General features: G+C 70.1%; 12 protein-coding genes and 1 tRNA gene. 3 read left to right on the plus strand and 10 right to left on the minus strand.

What is annotated here, in order from left to right:
• Positions 1 to 331 precede the first annotated feature (331 nt).
• Positions 332 to 496 (minus strand): hypothetical protein, encoded by a 165-nt coding sequence (locus M3Q23_16655; protein ID MDP9343686.1) that lies wholly within the window; start codon positions 494 to 496, stop codon positions 332 to 334.
• Positions 486 to 2228, minus strand: coding sequence for a hypothetical protein (locus M3Q23_16660; protein ID MDP9343687.1), 1743 nt, complete (start codon positions 2226 to 2228; stop codon positions 486 to 488). Before M3Q23_16660 ends, M3Q23_16655 begins: the two co-directional genes overlap by 11 nt.
• A 1674-nt stretch (positions 2229 to 3902) precedes the next feature.
• On the opposite strand from M3Q23_16660, the gene M3Q23_16665 reads away from it, so the two are divergent.
• Positions 3903 to 5006 (plus strand): site-specific integrase, encoded by a 1104-nt coding sequence (locus M3Q23_16665; GenBank protein MDP9343688.1) that lies wholly within the window; start codon positions 3903 to 3905, stop codon positions 5004 to 5006.
• A gap of 73 nt (positions 5007 to 5079) precedes the next feature.
• On the opposite strand, the gene M3Q23_16670 is transcribed toward M3Q23_16665, so the two are convergent.
• Positions 5080 to 5152, minus strand: a tRNA-Glu gene (locus M3Q23_16670).
• 49 nt (positions 5153 to 5201) lie between these two features.
• Positions 5202 to 6932 (minus strand): LLM class flavin-dependent oxidoreductase, encoded by a 1731-nt coding sequence (locus M3Q23_16675; protein MDP9343689.1) that lies wholly within the window; start codon positions 6930 to 6932, stop codon positions 5202 to 5204.
• A 174-nt stretch (positions 6933 to 7106) separates the two neighbouring features.
• On the opposite strand from M3Q23_16675, the gene M3Q23_16680 reads away from it, so the two are divergent.
• Positions 7107 to 8558 (plus strand): type IV pilus twitching motility protein PilT, encoded by a 1452-nt coding sequence (locus M3Q23_16680; protein MDP9343690.1) that lies wholly within the window; start codon positions 7107 to 7109, stop codon positions 8556 to 8558.
• Positions 8559 to 8577: 19 nt separating this feature from the next.
• A complete protein-coding gene (locus M3Q23_16685) occupies positions 8578 to 9300 on the plus strand; it encodes a 5-formyltetrahydrofolate cyclo-ligase (protein MDP9343691.1) in 723 nt (240 codons plus the stop codon).
• A 12-nt stretch (positions 9301 to 9312) separates the two neighbouring features.
• On the opposite strand, the gene M3Q23_16690 is transcribed toward M3Q23_16685, so the two are convergent.
• The 6 genes from M3Q23_16690 to M3Q23_16715 all read right to left on the minus strand — a co-directional run bounded on the left by M3Q23_16690 (position 9313) and on the right by M3Q23_16715 (position 17806).
• A complete protein-coding gene (locus M3Q23_16690) occupies positions 9313 to 11031 on the minus strand; it encodes a 3-hydroxybutyryl-CoA dehydrogenase (protein MDP9343692.1) in 1719 nt (572 codons plus the stop codon).
• Between the two features lie 141 nt (positions 11032 to 11172).
• Entirely contained in the window at positions 11173 to 12180 is a 1008-nt protein-coding gene (hpnH, locus tag M3Q23_16695; GenBank protein ID MDP9343693.1) for an adenosyl-hopene transferase HpnH, read from the minus strand.
• Positions 12181 to 12220: 40 nt separating this feature from the next.
• Complete coding sequence (locus M3Q23_16700; GenBank protein MDP9343694.1) at positions 12221 to 13768, minus strand: 4-hydroxy-3-methylbut-2-enyl diphosphate reductase; 1548 nt, start codon at positions 13766 to 13768, stop codon at positions 12221 to 12223.
• Entirely contained in the window at positions 13765 to 14880 is a 1116-nt protein-coding gene (gene ispG, locus M3Q23_16705) for a flavodoxin-dependent (E)-4-hydroxy-3-methylbut-2-enyl-diphosphate synthase (GenBank protein MDP9343695.1), read from the minus strand. Before ispG ends, M3Q23_16700 begins: the two co-directional genes overlap by 4 nt.
• Entirely contained in the window at positions 14877 to 16793 is a 1917-nt protein-coding gene (gene shc, locus M3Q23_16710; protein ID MDP9343696.1) for a squalene--hopene cyclase, read from the minus strand. Before shc ends, ispG begins: the two co-directional genes overlap by 4 nt.
• Positions 16794 to 16795: 2 nt before the next feature.
• Entirely contained in the window at positions 16796 to 17806 is a 1011-nt protein-coding gene (locus M3Q23_16715; GenBank protein MDP9343697.1) for a polyprenyl synthetase family protein, read from the minus strand.
• Positions 17807 to 17824: the final 18 nt, after the last annotated feature.

The following is a 17824-nucleotide window of genomic DNA, read 5'->3' on the forward strand; positions in this document are numbered from 1 at the left end:
CATCCCCTTCTCGGCCATGAGAACGATCCGCGCCCGGACCACATCTCGATACGCCGACGTATACTTCCGAGCTCGCGTCTCCAGGGTCCTCCGCGTGGCCGGGTCGAGGACGATCTTGTACGGGCTCTTCCTCGGCATGGCACCCTCCTCTCGGAGGAAACCATAGCCTACAACTTACGTCGGTGTAATTATGGTGGCGACCACTTAGCTAAGTTGAGGGAAAAGAGAAGATCCACGTCACCAACATCACCGACGCCACCTCCTCCTCTCGGATGCACTCAGTTCCCCAGCCATTCATTGCTGTCCACCCAGCTCTCCCCGGCGGCTAGGCTCATCCAGATCCCGGCCCCAATCCCTTTGACGAGGTCACCAGGTGGTCGAGGACCTGTGCGAGCTCAGCGCATCGCTCAGCGTCAATCCAGTCCTCTCGGGCGATCGCTTCCGCGTAGTCCTCCTCGGCCCCGAGGAGGAGTTCCCACAGGAGGTCAACGTCCACCGAGGACCTCCTCGGCCTCCAGGTAGCCTTCCGTCACTCGGGTGATGACCACGTTCCGCTGTCTGGACCGTCCGGGCACGAACCTGATCGTGATCCCATGGGACTCCAACACCGGTTGTAGCGCATTCAGCCTGGCCGTCACGGCCCGCGGGTTACCAGGCCACTCGGGGTCTTTCTCCGCCGCCTTCCGATCGTACATGCTCACCTCCGTCAGGAGGTCCTTGGGGGAGCCCCGCCAATCGGTAAGTTGCCGCTCGACAAGAGCCACCAGCGCAGCGGCGAACGAATCATCCTCGAGTTCGGCCGAAGCAGCCCGATCCATGCTGGCCCGGTACGCGGACATGAAGGATCCGGGGGGCCACTGAAGCGCCCGCTCCAATGCGACGCCCCACACAGCGAAGTCGGCCATCCTCGGGGGATGCTCGAAGGAGATGTTCGGTAACTCCCGAAGTGTGCCGACCAGGGCATCCAGGACACCACCCAGGATCCCCGGACACGCCTGCTCCCAGCGCGGACTCAGGTTCGCCTCTGGGATGAAGCGTCCGATCCGGGGCAAGTCAATGACGACCGCACGGTCAGCCAGATCGGGCCGTCGTGCGAGCGGGTCCCCGATCGCGTTCAGCATGACCGGTCGGGACTGCCTCATGATCACCTCGTCGACGTCGGTGTACAGCTTCCGCTTGCGGATGCCCTCCCCGGTAGCCAGCCGGCACACGACGTCGGCAAGCCACGGCTCCAGCTTGGTGACGTTGTCGAACGAGAGAAGCCACGAGTGAGCGGCTGCACCGATGACGTCGTCCTCGTTCCTGGGTGGCCGCTGCGGACCGGACGCGCTCGGGTCGATCAGATCCTTGACGAGCCGGGCTGCGGTCGACTTGCCAGCGCCTGGAGGGCCGACCAGGAACAACACGGGGTACGGGCCCGTGGGATTGAAGGAGAACACGAGGTACGCGACGAGGAGCCTGAAGTCCTCCTCGCGGTGGAGGTTGACGAATCCGTGGAGGTCGTCCAGATCACCTTCCCTCGAGGGGGACGGAAGCGGTTTCCAGCCGGGCGGGGTCCACAGCCGAGGCCTCTCCGGCGGTGGACCAAGCTCCCATCCCGAGCGTGTCACGTGTGCAGCCACCTCGGGGTCCACGTGGATCCAGACTTCCCCGCCCGCACCGGCAACACGCACAGCCGTGTCGACGCGGGGTGCCTGGTCCAAGGCCATCGCCTCCAGGGCGTCCACCAGATCGCGCACCGTGCCGGAGCGCAGGAGGGGTTCCCTCTCCTTGTTGCTCACCCACCTGCGGAGGAGGGCAGGGAACCGCTTGGATCGGAGCGGGAGCCAGGGGCCTGGCTCCCACGCTGGTGAGCCGAACACGCGGTCGGCCTGGTCAACGAAGATGTTGAATCCCTTCGCCACGGTATCGAGAGAGATCGTTGGCCCAGCCGCTCGGCGAGCCGATGCCGGGAGCAGTTCCAGGGCCGCAAGAAGATCCTTGGGATCACCCTCACGATTACAGCTAACCCAGAGCTGATCGGCGGCTTGTGCCTTCACTGTCAGGTTGCAGTCCACGCTGTGGAGCGGGCAACCTCCCACGAACCACTCAGCCTCGCCGTACTCGAAGGGCTCCTGCCCTACCACGTTCCGGATTGCCTGGAAGACTTGCTTGAGGCTCAGGTGGACCGACCGGTCGACGCCCACGATGCGCCGTGACCGAGCGATATCGTCGTCGTTCCCCGTCATCAGAAGGACCTCCCGATATTCTCCGGGCTCTCGACGAATGACGGCTCGGGCGGATAGCGGGGACTCTTCGGCGGCTGGGATGTGGGAATGGCCATCCAGGCCTCTGCGGGTGCGGCGGTGCGAGATGGCCGGAGATGTTCGCCTCGGCGTCTCACGGCGACCTGCGTGCTTCTGCCTCGATCCACCGCTGGAGCTCGGCCCGTGGTATGAGCGCGGTGCGCCCCGAGCGGATGATACGGAGCCGGCCATCGCGGATCGCTGAATATAGGAGGTCCCTCGGGATTCCCGTCTCGCGAGCGGCGGCCCGAACTCCACGGAACACAAGGGGCTCTCCCACGCTCAGCCCTCGACGGCGCAAACATCCTGGGGCGTCGGAGCCGCCCGAGGGGGACAGCATGGGACCTTTTCATCCTGCCTACATGGCCGGGCCATTGCCTCGCCCCAGGTCGCACGGTATCATGTCCCATTATATGTGGCGTGATAACAAGCCCTAAGAGTGATATGGACGAAGAAGACATCCGAAGTAAGGCCGAGCGAAGGCTTGGCCGGAGGATCCATCCTGCCATTTGGCAACATCTAGTCGAAGAGAGTTGGCCAGATCAGATCCGCCAGGATGTGGAGCGCGGTGGAAGCTTCACGCGCTTGATGGATGAGTTCGTCCGGGCGATCCGGCGCCTAGAAACAACGACCGCAGAAGCGAGCAAACGCAACGCCCAGGCAAGCCCCAAAGCGCGACAAGACATTCCACCGGACGATCGCCATCGGGCCCTCACCCGAATCCTGGCGATCGAGGCAGCTCGCTTGCCCGGAGTCTCCGCGTTCCGTCGAGATGAACTCGATGGCGTCCTCGTGAAAGAGGAGGACGTAGGGGAGTGGCTGCGAGAGCACGGGGACACCGAGCAGATATGGCACGACCCTGAGCTGGGGCTCTTTTGGCATCCGCCAGGCGAGGGCCCAGTAATCGTGACTGAGGGCTGGAACTCGGGGCCGCTCCAGCGGCTAAGAGAGCTTGCCAAGAAACTCTCGGACCAATGCTCGTGGACCGAGCGAGGGGCCGTGCTGTTCATCCTGGCTGGCCGTACTCCATGGCTTCCGCTGGCCACGGTCGAGACCTACTGGCGTTCTGACGGTGAGCCGCGGTGGCTCTTCCCAGCCCAGCGAACCGTTCGGTTGGAGGTGAACGTCCGAATGAGCCCCCGGGAGGTCGCCGCCATCTATTCCGAGGCCCGCACAGAGATGGCCGCTAACGATCGGGACCGGGCCATTTCCGAGAAGCATGCGGAACTCGGAGTCTTCGCTGCGGAGCGAAACGACGGTCGCACTTGGGAGGAGGTTATGGCCGACTGGAACAGGCGCTGTCCCCAAGATGCATATGCGGATGTACGTCTGTTCAGTCGAGATTGCCGCCAAGCCTACAGGCGGATCACCGGATCGGCTCTCTCTTGGGCAGGACGGCGCCGGGGTTCGGGAGACCACCCCGTCACTCCCGAGAATCTCGGACCTACCCATCCGAAGCGAGGCGGGTCACCGGGTGGCCAGAGCAACGACAGCTTCGCTTCTGGAGCGCCCTGGTGAGGCACATGCCACGGGTCCACGACGGCCGGGCCTGAGAGAGGGGAGTCAATGATTCAGCAGCGAACCGATGCGCGCGGCCGGGCGTCCTATCGTGCCCGTGTGAAGGTCAAGGACGACGCCGACCGGTGGACCGTCGTGTATGGAGGGTGGACCCGGCTCAACGCTAGAGCCCAGCGCGATGAACGTCAGTTGCTCGGGCGGCGGGACGCCGGGTCCCTCGCGTCGGCGCGGGGAATCACCCTGGGGACGTACTTGGAGCGGGAATGGCTTCCGGCGGTGGTGAAAGTATCCAAGCGTGGTCGGCCGCTCGCCCCCACCACGCAGGCTCGGTACGAGCAGGCGGTCCGGCGCATCACGATCAGCATCGGCAAGGTCCGGTTGGCGGAGCTCCGAGCCTCCCACGTCGAGCGACTTCGCGAGGAGTTGCTCGCTTCGGGGCGGCTTGCTCCCCAGACTGTCAGCGACATCCTCAGGGTCCTCGCGCAAGCGTTGGCGAAGGCGACGGCCCGGGGGCTGATCGGGCGGAACCATGCCGACGCGGCTATCGTGAACCGTCCTGCGAGTGAGCCGTCGAGGTTCGCCGTCGTCACACCGGAGCTTGGCAAGCGGATACTCCGAGCGGCCCGGAGCGCGGACCCATGGGACGTTGCTGCTCACCTAGCTCTGGGCATGTCTCTGCGCCGCGAGGAGGTCCTCGGACTGGGATGGGAGCACGTCGACCTTGAGGCAGGAATCCTGCGGGTTCGCCGGACCCTCACGTATGCGGGTCGGGCGCTTCATTGGGGTCCTCCAAAGTCGGCCGCGGGGAAACGGGACCTTCCCGTCCCAGGATTCGTCGCGGAGGCGCTGCGGCGCCATCGAGCCGCACAGTTGAGGCGCCGGCTCCTCCTTGGCGAGTCCTGGCCGCTCGAGGGGGCCATCGACGACCTCGTGGTGGACAAGGGGGACGGCGGGCCGTGGCTTCCCCCCAGCTTCTCGACCTACTGGGCCCGGTGGGCCGAGGACCAGGGTTTTGGCGAAGTCACCTTCCATGGCCTACGCCACGGGACGGCCACCCTTCTGCTCGCGGCCGGAGTGCCGGACCGAGTCGTCATCGAGATCATGGGGCATGCCGACACCCGCATCCTGCGCCGCTACCAGGAGGTCGTCCCCGAGCTGCTCGCCGACGCCTCGGCGCGCCTCGAGGCCTTGCTCGCCGACTGACAGGGGTTCCACCACGGGGTTCCACGCGGGGCCAGGTTCACGGCCTTCCCTTGGAAACGCTGGTCAGCGCAAGTAGTCCCAACGGGATTTGAACCCGTGTCTCCACCTTGAGAGGGTGGTGTCCTGGGCCACTAGACGATGGGACCTCGGGGGGCGGCCGGGGCCGCCGAAGGCTTAGTGTACCGAAGCCTCCGCTCAGCCCTCCGGCGCGAACATGTAGCCGATCCGGGCCGCCAAGGTGTGGTCCCCCTCGACGCCGAGCCTGCCCTCCATGAGCGCGAGGCCGGGCTGGATCTCCTGGGACAGGATCCGCCCGAACGTGGGGACGCTCATCCGAAGCGTGACCACCGGCGCCGGCGCGGACCCGGGCATGGCCTCGGCGCGGCCGTCCTGGACCCGGACCACCCAGCGGTGGATGACCCGCTCGCCCTCCAGCTCGTACTGGATGTCGCCGCGGAACCCGTCAGCCCGCTCCGGGTGGAACGAGCGCTCCACGCCCCGGAAGATGGCCCGCATCCCCACCCGGTTCCCGATGATCCGCTCGATCTGGCGGTCGGAGCGGCCTCGCAGCAGGGCCCGGAACGCCTCCTCGCCGCGCCCCCGCAGGCGCTCGCGCACCCCGGCCCCAGGCGCCGCCTCCGACTCCATGGCCGCTTCAGGGCCCTCGGTAGCGAGGAAGGGCTCGCCCTGGGAGGTGACCAGGTAGGCCGGGTCGGCGACGCGGGCCGGTTCGCGCCGGGCCAGGGCCCGGTCGACGGCTTCGGCCAGGCGGTCGCGCTTCGCCGCGTCCCGGTCCTCCGCTTCCCCGGCGAACCGCGGCAACACCTCCTTCGCGAACAGCTCCAGCGACTCGCAGATGTGCTCGTGGCGGTTCCGCCCGGCCTGGGACACGAAGATGACCTGGTCCACGCCTGCGGCCTCGTACCGGGCACACAGGTCGGCGACCTGGGAGGGCGTGCCGACGGCGCCCCGCAGCGATCCCAGCTCCTGCTGCAACAGCTTCACGGCGAGTGGCGCGTCCTCCGCACGGATCAACTCGCGAGCGAACCCATACGACGCGCGGTTCCGTTCGAACTCCTCGTACACGTGGGTGTGGCCCGGCCGGTGCTGCCCGAAGACGTAGTAGTGGGCCAGCGAGTACCCGAAGAAGTGGCCCCCGTCGATGCCCCGGTCGATGGCGGTCTGCTCGTCCTGGTGGCACATGAACGGCACCACCACGGCCACGTTCGGGTTGACCGAGAATCCCGCCGGGACGCACTGGTCGGAGGCGATGGTCTCGTAGTAGGCGTCCACCCACTGCTTCGCGTCCTCGGGCTCCACGAACGAGAACGACAGCGCGCCCAGGCCCTTACGGGCGGCCAGCACGATGGTGTCGCGGCGGCTGCACGCCATCCACAGCGGCGGATGGGGCTTCTGGAAGGGTTTGGGGACGACGTTGCGGGGCGGCATCCGGATCCACCGCCCCTGGTAGCCGGCGAACGGGTCCTCCACGAACATCCGCGTGATCGCGTCGAGGGCTTCCTCCCACTGGGCGCGCTTGTCCTCCCGCGACACCCCGAACCCGCCCAGCTCCATCTGCGACGAGGACTCGCCGGTGCCGAACTCCACCCGGCCGCCGGAGACCAGATCGAGCGTGGCGATGCGTTCGGCGACCCGGGCGGGGTGGTTGTAGCCCGGCGGGAGTTGCACGATCCCGTGCCCCAGGCGGATCCGCCGGGTCCGCTGGCTGGCCGCGGCCAGGAACACCTCGGGGGCGCTGGAGTGGGAGTACTCCTCTAGGAAGTGGTGCTCCACCTCCCACACTAGGTCGAACCCCAGCCGGTCGGCCAGCTCGACCTGCTCGAGGGCGTCCCGGAGCAGATTGGCCTCGGCGTCCTCCTCCCAGGGGCGCGGAAGCTGATGCTCGTAGAACAGCCCGAACCGCATCACCCGCGCCTTTCGGATCGCCGTCCCGGAGCCGAACACTACTACGGCCGCCGGCCCTGCCGAGGTCGCCCGCCGGCCTTCCCGCTCGGCTTCCTCAAGGGGGTCGAGCGGGGAACCGATGCTGGAAGCAAGGCCGGACGGAAGGTTCGGCCCAGCCTTCGGCTGAGGAGTCGTATGAGCCAAGAGGATCTCGCCGGGCCGGCCGGCCGGCCGGCCGGCGAGCAAGCGCGTGCCGGCGCGGCGCTGGCTTCCCCGTACACGCCCTCCCAGGCGCCGCAACGCCCCGACGATCCCCGGACCATGGAGCAGGCCGGCGAGCCGCAGATGGTCAAGGAGGCGGCGATCCCGGCCCGTTCCGTGGTCGACGACTTCGAGGAGCGGGGGGCGGCCCGGCCGGACGGACAGCAGCCCTGGGACCCCGGGCTGGCCATCGCCGAGCTGCTGGAGACCGTGCTCGACCGGGAGGCCTCCGACCTGCACCTGCTGGCGGGGACCCCTCCACTGATCCGTGTCAACGGCGATCTCGAGGCGCTCACCAGCTACGGCGTGCTGGGCCCGAACGACGTGAAGCAGCTCATCCACGCCATCCTCACCGAGTCCCAGCGCGAGCGCCTGGTCGAGGACCTGGAGCTCGACTGCGCCTACTCCCTGCGGGGCCGAGGCAGGTTCCGGGTCAACGTCTACTACCAGCGGGGCTCGATGAGCGCCGCGTTCCGGCTCATCCCTTACGGGATCAAGACCGTCGAGGAGCTGGGGCTGCCTCCGGTGGTGTCCGAGCTGGCCAGGCTTCGGCGCGGCCTGGTGATCGTGACGGGGCCGACCGGTTCCGGGAAGTCGACGACCCTGGCCGCCATGGTGGACATCGTGAACCAGGAGCGGCTGGCGCACGTCCTCACGGTGGAGGACCCCATCGAGTTCCTCCACCGCCACAAGAACTCGGCCGTCTCCCAGCGGGAGGTCGGCTACGACACCCACGGGTTCGCCCCGGCGCTCAAGCACGCGCTGCGGCAGGACCCCGACGTGATCATGGTCGGCGAGATGCGCGACCTCGAGACCATCGCCACCGCCATCAGCGCCGCCGAGACCGGGCACCTGGTGTTCGCCACCCTGCACACCCAGGACGCGGCCCAGACGGTGGACCGGATCATCGACGTGTTCCCCGCCTACCAGCAGCAGCAGATCCGGGTGCAGCTGTCGATCACGCTCCAGGGCGTGATGGCGCAGCAGCTCGTCCCCACGGCTGACGGCGCCGGCCGGGTGGTGGCGTGCGAGGTGCTCGTGGTCACGCCCGCCATCCGGAACCTCATCCGCGAGGGCAAGACGCACCAGATCTACTCGGCGATCCAGTCGGGGCGGAAGTTCAGCATGCACACCATGGACTCCTGTCTGGCCGACCGCGTGGTCGAGGGCGTGATCACCGAGGCCGCCGGGCTGCTGGCCGCGCACGACCCGGACATGTTCACGCGCCTGCTGGGCTCGGCGGCCAGGCCCGCGGCCATGGGAAGCCAGGCCGGAGGCGGCTACGGCGGAGGGACGTACCAGCCGCCGGGCCACCCGGGCGGCGGCCAGGGTCTCCAGGGCAGTGATGAGGCCTCGCCGGCGGGCGGCCAGAGCCAGGACTCCTGATCCGCACTACGCTCGGTGGGTGAGCCTGGAGCGGGTCTCCCGGGACAAGCAGCGAATCCGTGAGCGGGTTTGGGCTGCCCTGGAACAGGCCGGCGCGGCCCGGTTCCCAGGAGCGAGCGGCCGCATCCCCAACTTCGTGGGGGCGGAGCGCGCCGCCGAGACGCTGGCGACGCTTCCTGAATGGCGCGAGGCTCGGGTGATCAAGGCCAACCCCGACGCTCCGCAGCTGCCGGTGCGGGCTCGAGCCCTGGCCGAGGGGAAGGTCCTGTACATGGCGGTGCCCCGCCTGCGGGAGGAGAAGCCGTTCCTGCTGCTCGACGGCACCCGGCTGGGGACGGCCCCTCGCCGGGCCGCCTCCATCCGAGGCGCAGCGTCGGCCGGGAGGGCCGTCGGCATCGACGAGGTCGAACGGGTGGACCTCGTGGTGTGCGGGACCGTGGCCGTCAACCGGCGGGGGGCGCGGGTGGGCAAGGGCGGGGGGTTCTCCGACCTCGAGTTCGCGCTGCTGGCGGAGGCCCGGCGGATCGACGGCGCGACCTCCATCGTCACCACGGTGCATCCGCTCCAGGTGATGGAGGAGGACCTGCCCGAGACCGAGCACGACTTCCGGGTGGACCGCATCGTCACTCCCGACGAGGTGATCCGGTGCCGGCGGGTCCGGCGGCCCCGCGGCATCCTGTGGGAGCACCTGTCCGAGGACAAGATCTCGGAGATCCCGGCCCTGCGGTCGCTGCGGGGCTGATGCCGCGGGCGCTCAGCCCGCCGTGCGGAACCCGCGGCCCGACTTTTTCCCCAGGAACCCCGCCCGGACCATGTGCTCCAGCAACGGCGCCGGCGCGTAACCGGGCTCGCGGAGCTCCGCGTGCAGCGAGCGGACGATGGACAGCGTGACGTCGAGCCCCACCAGGTCCACCAGCGCCAGCGGCCCGATGGGGTGGTTGCAACCCAGGGTCATGGCCACGTCGATGTCCTCCGTCGTGGCGTAGCCCTCCTCCACCATCCGCACGGCATCGTTCAGGTACGGGAACAGCAGCCGGTTCACGATGAACCCCGACCGGTCCCGGCACAACACCCACGACTTCCCCAGGCGTTCCACCAGCGCGACGGCGGTCGACAGCACGGAACCGGCGGTGGCCACCGTGGGGACCAGCTCGACCAGCTTCATCACCGGCACGGGGTTGAAGAAATGGATCCCCAGGACCCGGTCGATGCGGCCGGTCTCGGCGGCCAGGTCGATGACGGGAAGCGACGACGTGGCGGTGGCCAGGATGGTGGTCTCCGGCGTGGCCGCGGCCAGGTCGCGGAAGATCCCCTTCTTGATCTCCAGGTCCTCGGCGACGGCCTCCACCACCACCTCGCACGGGCCCAGGTCGGCCAGCTCGGTGGTCAGCGAGATCCGTCCCAGGAGCCCGTCGCGGTCCTCGGCCGAGAGCTTCCCCTTCTCCATGGCCCGGCCGGTGGACCGGTCCACGGCGGCGCGGGCCCGTCCGATGGACTCCTCCGACCGCCCCCAGCACACCACCTCGAGGCCCGCCCGGGCCGCGACCTCGACCATCCCGGAGGCCACGACGCCCGTCCCCACCACGCCCATCCGGGTCACCTCGGCCTCGGCCGCCGGGAGGTCGTGCCCGGGCCGGCCGTCACGCTGGCTGGCGCCGTCCTCTGCGTACGAGTAGATGCCGCGACCGGCCTTCCTGCCGGTGAAGCCCGCCGTCACCAGCTGGCGGAACACGGGGGAGGGAACGTAGCGGGTGTCGGCGAACTGGTGGTGCAGCGACTCCAGGACCTGCATGCAGGCGTCCAGGCCGATCAGGTCCACGAGCTCCAGCGGGCCCATGGGATGGCCCGCTCCGAGCCGCATGGCGGCGTCGATGTCCTCCCGCGTGGCGTGGCCGGAGTCGAGCAGCTCCACGGCCTCGTTCAGGTAGGGGAACAGCAACAGGTTCGCGATGAACCCGGCCCGGTCCCGGCAGGCCACCACGGTCTTGCCCAGGGACTCGGCGAAGCGGCGCGCCCCCGCCAGGACGTCCGGCGCCGTGGCCACGGTCTCGACCAGCTCCACCAGCCGCATGACCGGGGCGGGATTGAAGAAGTGCAGGCCGACCACCTGCTCCGGCCTGGCGGAGACGGCGGCGAGCTCGATGACCGGCAGGGAGGACGTGTTCGTGGCCAGGATGGCGTCGGGCCGGCACACCGACTGGAGCTCGGCGAACACTTGTCTCTTGCTCTCCAGCCGTTCCGGCACGGCCTCGACGACCAGGTCGGCGGCCTGGAGGTCGGAGGGGTCCGCCGTCAGGCTGATGCGCTGGAGGACGGCGTCTCGCTCGGCGGCGTCGAGCCGGCCCTGGGTCACGGCCCGGCCCAGCGAGTCCTCGATGCGGGAGCGGCCGGCCTTCAGGTGCGTCTCGTCCAGCACCCGAACGATGACGCCGCACCCGGATCGGGCCGAGGCCTCCGCGATGCCCGAGCCCATGGTCCCGCACCCCACCACCCCGACCGTGCGGACGGCACCCTCGTCTTCCGGAATGTCGATCCTCCTCGGGCCGAACCACCCGGATGTATCTATCCCGTCACATCGCCCCAGGCAAACCGAGCTCGGAAGGCGGGGGAGGCCTCAGACGCCGACCATGGCCCGGATGGATTCCTTCAGCGAGCCCATGGTGGCCAGCACGGCGGTCGGCTCGTATCCGCAGTGGGCCATGCAATTCTGACACTTCGGGTTCCCGCTCTGGCGGCCGTACTTGGACCAGTCCGTGGTCTCGATGAGCTCCCGGTAGGTGGTCGTGTAGCCGTCCGACATCAGGTAGCAGGGCCGCTGCCACCCGAAGATCGAGTACGACGGGATCCCCCACGGCATGCACGGGAAGTCGACCTTCCCCTCCAGGAAGTCCAGGTACAGCGGCGTGTGGTTGAGGCGCCACCTCTTGCGCCTGCCGCCGGCGAACGCGGCGCTGAAGAGCTTCCGGGTCTCCTCGGGGCCGGGGAAATGCTCCTGGTCCGGGGCCTTCTCGTACGCGAAGGCCGGCGAGATCATCATGGCGTCGACCTTCAGCTCGTCGTTCAGGAAATCGAGGACGTCGCGGACCGTCCGTGGGGTGTCCGTGGTGAAGAAGGTCGTGTTGGTGGTGACCCGGAACCCGCGCGACTTCGCCTCCTTGATGGCGTCCACGGCTTTGTCGAATACGCCGTCCTGGCAGACGGACGCGTCGTGGCGCTCGCGCATGCCGTCGATGTGCACCGCCCACGCGAAGTAGGGCGACGGCTTGAACAGGTCCATCTTCTTGTGCATCAGGAGTGCGTTCGAGCACAGGTAGACGAACTTCTTTCGCTTGACGAGCTCCCCCGCGATCTCGTGGATCTCGGGATGGATGAGGGGCTCGCCGCCGGCGATGGAGACCATGGGCGCGCCGGCCTCCTCGATGGCGTCGACGGCCGTCTGCACCGACATCCGCTGCTTGAGGATCCCGGCCGGGAACTGGATCTTCCCGCAGCCCGCGCAGGCCAGGTTGCACGCGAACAGCGGTTCCAGCTCCACCAGCAACGGGAACTTCTCGCGCTTGCGGAGCTTCTGCTTGAAGAGGTAGGTGCCCACCCGGACCTGCTGCCTGACGGAAACCGGCATCGCTCGCCTCCCGCTTCCTAGTCGCTCCTGCTCGCTCGTTTCATCTCAGCTCGATCGGCAACGTGAACTGGACGCTCTCGTCCATGACCTGGCGCTCCTCCACCGTGACGGGGCCGAGGCCGCGGAGCGCGCCGACCACCCGGTCCACCAGGACCTCGGGGGCGGACGCGCCGGCCGTCACGGTGACCGTCCGCGCTCCCACCAGCCAGGCGGGGTCGATCTCGGTCTCGTCGTCCACCAGCCAGGCCGGGCAGCCCTCCCTGGCCGACACCTCGACCAGGCGCTTGGAGTTCGAGGAGTTCCCCGACCCGATCACCAGCATGACGTCCGACTCCCGGGCCAGGACCTTCACCGCGTCCTGCCGGTTCGACGTGGCGTAGCAGATGTCGTCGGAGCCGGGGCCGGTGAGGTGGGGGAACTTGGTGCGGAGCGCCTCGACCACGTCCGTCACCTCGTCCACCGCGAGGGTGGTCTGGGTCAGGTAGGCGACCCGGCCGCCGCCGTCGGGGAGCTCGAGGTCGTCGATCTGGTCGGCGCGCTCGATCAGCCGGATGGCCTCGGGGGCCTCGCCGGTGGTCCCCTCGACCTCCTCGTGCCCCTCGTGGCCGACCAGCACGATGGTGTAGCCGGCCCGGGCGAACCGCTTGGCCTCGCTGTGGACCTTCGTCACCAGCGGGCAAGTGGCGTCGATGACCTTCAGGCTCCGCTCGCGGGCCTCGCTGCGGACCTGGGGCGAGACGCCGTGGGCGGAGAACACCACCAGCCCGCGCTTCGGCACCTCGTGGAGGGCGTCCACGAATATGGCGCCGCGTTCCTCGAGGTCTCGCACCACGTGCACGTTGTGGACGATCTGCTTGCGCACGTACACCGGAGGGCCGTAGCGGTCCAGGGCCCGCTCGACGATCTCGATCGCTCGCTCCACGCCGGCGCAGAACGAGCGCGGGCCGGCCAGCAGGACCGTCCGGGGCCCGGCCGCGGCGCCCCAGGAGGCCAGAGCGGGGGCGGATTGCCGGAGCGTACGCAGCGCGGTCAGCCCGCCGGAGACCGTGGCGGCGACGCGGTAGAGCGGCCGGTCCGGCGTGTCCGACACCACGCGGAGGACGACGAGGGGCCGGCCGGCGGCCGCCGGGGCCAGCCACGCCGATTCCATGTCCACGGCGACCGCGCCGGTGGAGGCCAGCTGTTCGCGCTCCCGCCGTGACGCCAGGTGGTCCATGGAGAGGATCGGACCCATGGTGGCGGTCAGGCCGAGCTTTCGGACCGCCGAGAGCAGCAGGCCGGCTCCGGGAATGGTGGTGATGTTGGTCCCGCCGGGGCCGCGAACCTCGCTGGCCACGACGACGTCGCCGGGGCGAAGGGACGGATCGAGGGCGCCGCAGACCCCCGCGATGGCGACGGCCCGGGCCGGGATCTCGGCGGCCAGGATGGCCGCTCGCGCGGCGCGCTTTGCACCCATCCCGGTCCGCTCGACCAGGACGCCGGACGCGGGGAGGCCGCGCCGGAGCGCCCTGGCCTCGAAGCCGAGGGGAGCCAGGACCAGCATGTCGCTGGGCTCGGACGTCCGGCCTCCGCCGGCGGTCCGGCTCACCGGTCGCCTCCGTTCGTCGCGTGGTACTCGCGGGCCGCGTCGATCAGCGCATCCACCAGCCGGTCCTCCGAGAACCGGGCCACCGACTTCCCGCCCACGAACAGCAGGCCCTGGTGCATGCCGGCGGCGATCCCGACGTCGGCCCCGCGGGACTCGCCGGGACCGTTCACGGGGCAGCCCATCACGGCGACCTTCATCCCTTCGGGGATCTCGCCGGCCCGTTCCTGGACCGCCCGGGTCAGCGCGAAGACGTCGACCTCGGCCCGGCCGCACGATGGACAGGACACGATCTCGACCCCGCGGCGCCGCAGCCCGACGGCCTTCAGGATCTCCCACCCGATCACCGCCTCCTCCTCGGGAGGCGCGGTCAGGGAGATCCGCAGCGTGTCGCCGATCCCTTCCAGCAGCAGCGTCCCCAGCGCGATGGAGCTCTTGACGACTCCCTGGGGCGGTGGACCGGCCTCGGTGACGCCGAGGTGCAGCGAGTAGTCGCACGCTTCGGCCAGGCGCCGGTACGCCTCCACGCACATGTGCACGTCCTCGGACTTTACCGAGAGCTTGACGTCGGTGAACCCGTGCTCCTCGAGGGCGGCGGCCTCCCGCAGCGCGCTCTCCACGAGCGCCTCGGCGGTGGGGGAGCCGTATCGCCGGAGCAGCTCAGGGTCGAGCGAGCCGGCGTTCACCCCGATCCTGATGGGCACGCCGCGGGCCTTGGCCTCGTCGGCGATGAGCTTGACCCGCTTCTTGTCGCCGATGGTGCCGGGGTTCAACCGGAGCCCGGGAATGCCGGCCTCGAGGGCGTCGAGGGCGTGGCGCCACGTGAAGTGGATGTCCGCGATGACCGGGATGGGGGAGCGCCGGGCGATCTCGGGCAGCGCCGCCGCGTCCTCGTCGAACGGCACCGCCACCCGGACCAGCTCGCAGCCGTTCGAGGCGAGCCGCTCGATCTGGGCGAGCGTGGCCGCCGCGTCGTGGGTCTTGGTGGTGGTCATGGACTGCACGCGGACCGGGGCGTCGCCGCCCACCGTCACGCCGCCGATGGAGACCTGCCGCGAGGGCCGCCGGTCGGTCGTGCTCCATCTGGGCGTGTGCGAGCGGGCCGGGACGTTCATGTCACATCCCCGGTGTAGCGTCCCAACCGAGCCTTCTCCCCCCCGACGTAGCGACCGAGGGCCATCACGGGGAAGGTCAGGCGGTACAGGTGATAGTTGATGTAGAAGTCGCCGGGGAACCCCGTCCCGGTGTACTGGGGCTCGTCCCAGGTGCCGTTGGGGAGTTGGGTTTCGGCCAGCCAGGCGACCCCGCGCTCCGCCGCCGCGGAGCTGCGCTCGCCCGCCGCCAGCAGGGCCAGCAGCGCCCAGGCCGTCTGGGAGGCCGTGCTCGGGCCCCGCCCGATCCATGACCGATCCTCGTAGGACCGGAGGTCCTCGCCCCAGCCGCCGTCCGGGTTCTGGTGCTCCTGAAGCCAGCGGACGGCCGCGCGGATCTTCGGATCCTCTTCCGGGATCCCGGCCGCGATCGCCGCTGGCACTACCGCGCCCGTGCCGTAGACGTGGTTCGCGCCCCACCGGCCGAACCACGAGCCCTCGCGCTCCTGGTTCCGGGCCAGCCAGCCCAGCCCCCGCCGGGCCGCCCGCTGGCCGGCCGCGCCTTCCACGGCGAGCATCTCGACCACGTGCGCCGTGACGTCGGCGCTGGGCGGGTCGATGACCTCGCCGAAGTCGCAGAAGGGCAGCCGGCGGCACAGGTCCCGCGTGTTGTCGGCGTCGAACGCGCCCCAGCCGCCGTCGGACGACTGCATGCCGGCGGTCCACCGGACGCCGCGGTCGATGGCTGCCTCCAGGCGGGCCCGATCCGGGTGGTCCACGCGCCGCAGGGCCAGCACGACCTCGGCCGAGTCGTCGATGTCCGGGTAGTTGTCGTTCGCGAACTCGAACGCCCAGCCGCCCGGGTCGAGACCCGGCCGCCGTACGGCCCAGTCGCCCGCCACCCGGATCTCCTCGTCCAGCAGCCAGTCCGCGGCACGGACCAGGGCCGGGTGGTCGCTAGGGAGGCCCGCGTCGGCCAGCGCGATCACGGCGAGCGCCGCGTCCCACACCGGCGACTGGCACGCCTCCAGGCGCCGGATGTCGCCCTCGACGACGGTGAAGCCGTCGAGGCCGGCAAGGCCTGTCCGCATGGCCGGGTGGTCCAGCGGATAGCCCATCAGGTGCAGCGCGATCAGCGAATCCACCCACGGGGGCTGGATGCCGCCCCAGCCGCCGTCGGCCTCCTGGCGCCGCAGGATCCACTCGGTCGCGCGGGCCAGGGCCAGCCGCCGAAGCCTGGGGGAGGGATGCCGCTCGTACCACTGCAGCGCGCGGTCGAGGCGCTGGAACCGCCCTCGCCACGTGGTCACCGGATCGAGGGGCGGCTTCCTCGCGCCCGTCCGCAGCTCGTCCAGCCCGAAGTGGAGCGAGCGGACCGGCCGGTGCGCGCCCACCACGGTCAGCGCGACGATGGTCTGGCGGGCCCAGCACGCGAAGTCGTAGATGTTCAGCGGGAACCACTCGGGGAGGAAGATGACCTCGGGCGGGAGCGCCGGGATGTCGTCCCACGACCACAGCCCGAACAGCGCGAGCCACATGTGCGTGAACACCCGCGTCCGCTCCAGCCCGCCGGATTCCACGACGAACCGTGCCGCCCGGCGCATGTGCGCCGCCTCGGGGGGATCGCCGGCCAGCCGGAGCGCCACGTAGGCCTCGGCCGTGGTGGACAGGTCCGCGGGCCCGCCGAAGAAGTTCCCCCACGTCCCGTCGTCCCGCTGCTTGCTCCGGATCCAGTTCGCCGCGAGGCGGGTCTCCTCCGCTCCCCGGATCCCCAGGAACTCCCGGAGCAGGAGGTCCTCCGCGTCCATGGTCACGTTGGTCTCGAGCTCGCCCTTCCACCAGCCCTGCTTGTCCTGGAGCGACAGGAGGTGTTCGCGGGCGCGGCGGAGCGCTTCCTCCGCGGTCAGCCTGGTCACCGAATCGGCGCGCACGGCCATCGCTAGAACTCCCTCGCCGCCACGAACCGGGCCACCTCGGCAAGCTGCTCGCGGGCTCCCGGCTCAAGCGGAACCCGCTCCAGCGCCGCCAGCGCGAGGTCGAGCTGCCGTTCGGCCTCGGAGATCGCCATGCGCCGGCCCCCGGCCTCCTCCACCAACCCGACCCCGAAGGCCCCGTCGTCCTCGGACAGGTTTCCGTTGGAAAGGAGCCGGGCCAGCTGCTCGGCGGAGGGGCCTCCCGCCCCGAGCGCCGCCACCACCGGCAGGCTCTTCTTGTGCTGCCGGAGGTCGTTGGCCGACGGCTTGCCCGTCATCTCGGGTCGGCCCCAGATCCCCAGCACGTCGTCCACGGCCTGGAACGACAGCCCCAGATGGACCCCGTACTCCGCCAGCGCGCCCACCACCGGAGGCGAGGCACCGGCCAGGATCGCTCCGATGGAGGCGGCACACGACAGCAGCGCACCGGTCTTGTGCGCGCCCATCTGGAGGCACTCCTCCACGCTCACGTCCAGCCGCGACTCGAACCCGAGGTCCTCGCCCTGCCCGGCGATCATGTCCGCCGTGGCCCGGGCCAGCGCCGCCGCGGCTTCCACGCCCCGCGGGTCCGCGTCCAGCAGCACCTGGTGGGCCAGGGCGTGCAGCGCGTCGCCCGCCAGGATGGCCGGACCCACACCGAACAGCGCCCATGCCGTCGGCCGGTGGCGCCGTTCCAGGTCCTGGTCCATCACGTCGTCGTGTAGCAGCGAGAAGTTGTGCACCAGCTCCACGGCCAGGGCGCCGGGCAGGCCGACCGAGGCTGGCGCGCCCGCGGCCTCCGCCGAAAGGAACGCAAGCGCGGGACGGACGGCCTTGCCGCCGTCGCTCCTGGCCGGGGTGCCGTCCGCGTCCGCGAACCCGAGGTGGTACTGCGCCACCCGCCGGACCTCCGGCGACAGGCGGTCCACGGCTGCCTGAAGCGCCGGATGGAGCAGCTCGCGGGTCCGCTGCAGCGACGAGGGCACCGTGCGGATCACGCCGCCACCTCCGAGAGG

This window comes from Actinomycetota bacterium (assembly GCA_030774015.1).
In the GTDB taxonomy this organism is placed as follows: domain Bacteria; phylum Actinomycetota; class UBA4738; order UBA4738; family JACQTL01; genus JALYLZ01.

Excerpts from the sequence above, each read along its gene's own strand:
- M3Q23_16660 (MDP9343687.1), bottom strand. The coding sequence starts at position 2,228 with ATGACGGGGAACGACGACGATATCGCTCGGTCACGGCGCATCGTGGGC.
- M3Q23_16675 (MDP9343689.1), bottom strand. The coding sequence starts at position 6,932 with ATGCGGTTCGGGCTGTTCTACGAGCATCAGCTTCCGCGCCCCTGGGAG.
- M3Q23_16680 (MDP9343690.1), top strand. The coding sequence starts at position 7,107 with ATGAGCCAAGAGGATCTCGCCGGGCCGGCCGGCCGGCCGGCCGGCGAG.
- M3Q23_16690 (MDP9343692.1), bottom strand. The coding sequence starts at position 11,031 with ATGGGCTCGGGCATCGCGGAGGCCTCGGCCCGATCCGGGTGCGGCGTC.
- hpnH (MDP9343693.1), bottom strand. The coding sequence starts at position 12,180 with ATGCCGGTTTCCGTCAGGCAGCAGGTCCGGGTGGGCACCTACCTCTTC.
- ispG (MDP9343695.1), bottom strand. The coding sequence starts at position 14,880 with ATGAACGTCCCGGCCCGCTCGCACACGCCCAGATGGAGCACGACCGAC.
- shc (MDP9343696.1), bottom strand. The coding sequence starts at position 16,793 with ATGGCCGTGCGCGCCGATTCGGTGACCAGGCTGACCGCGGAGGAAGCG.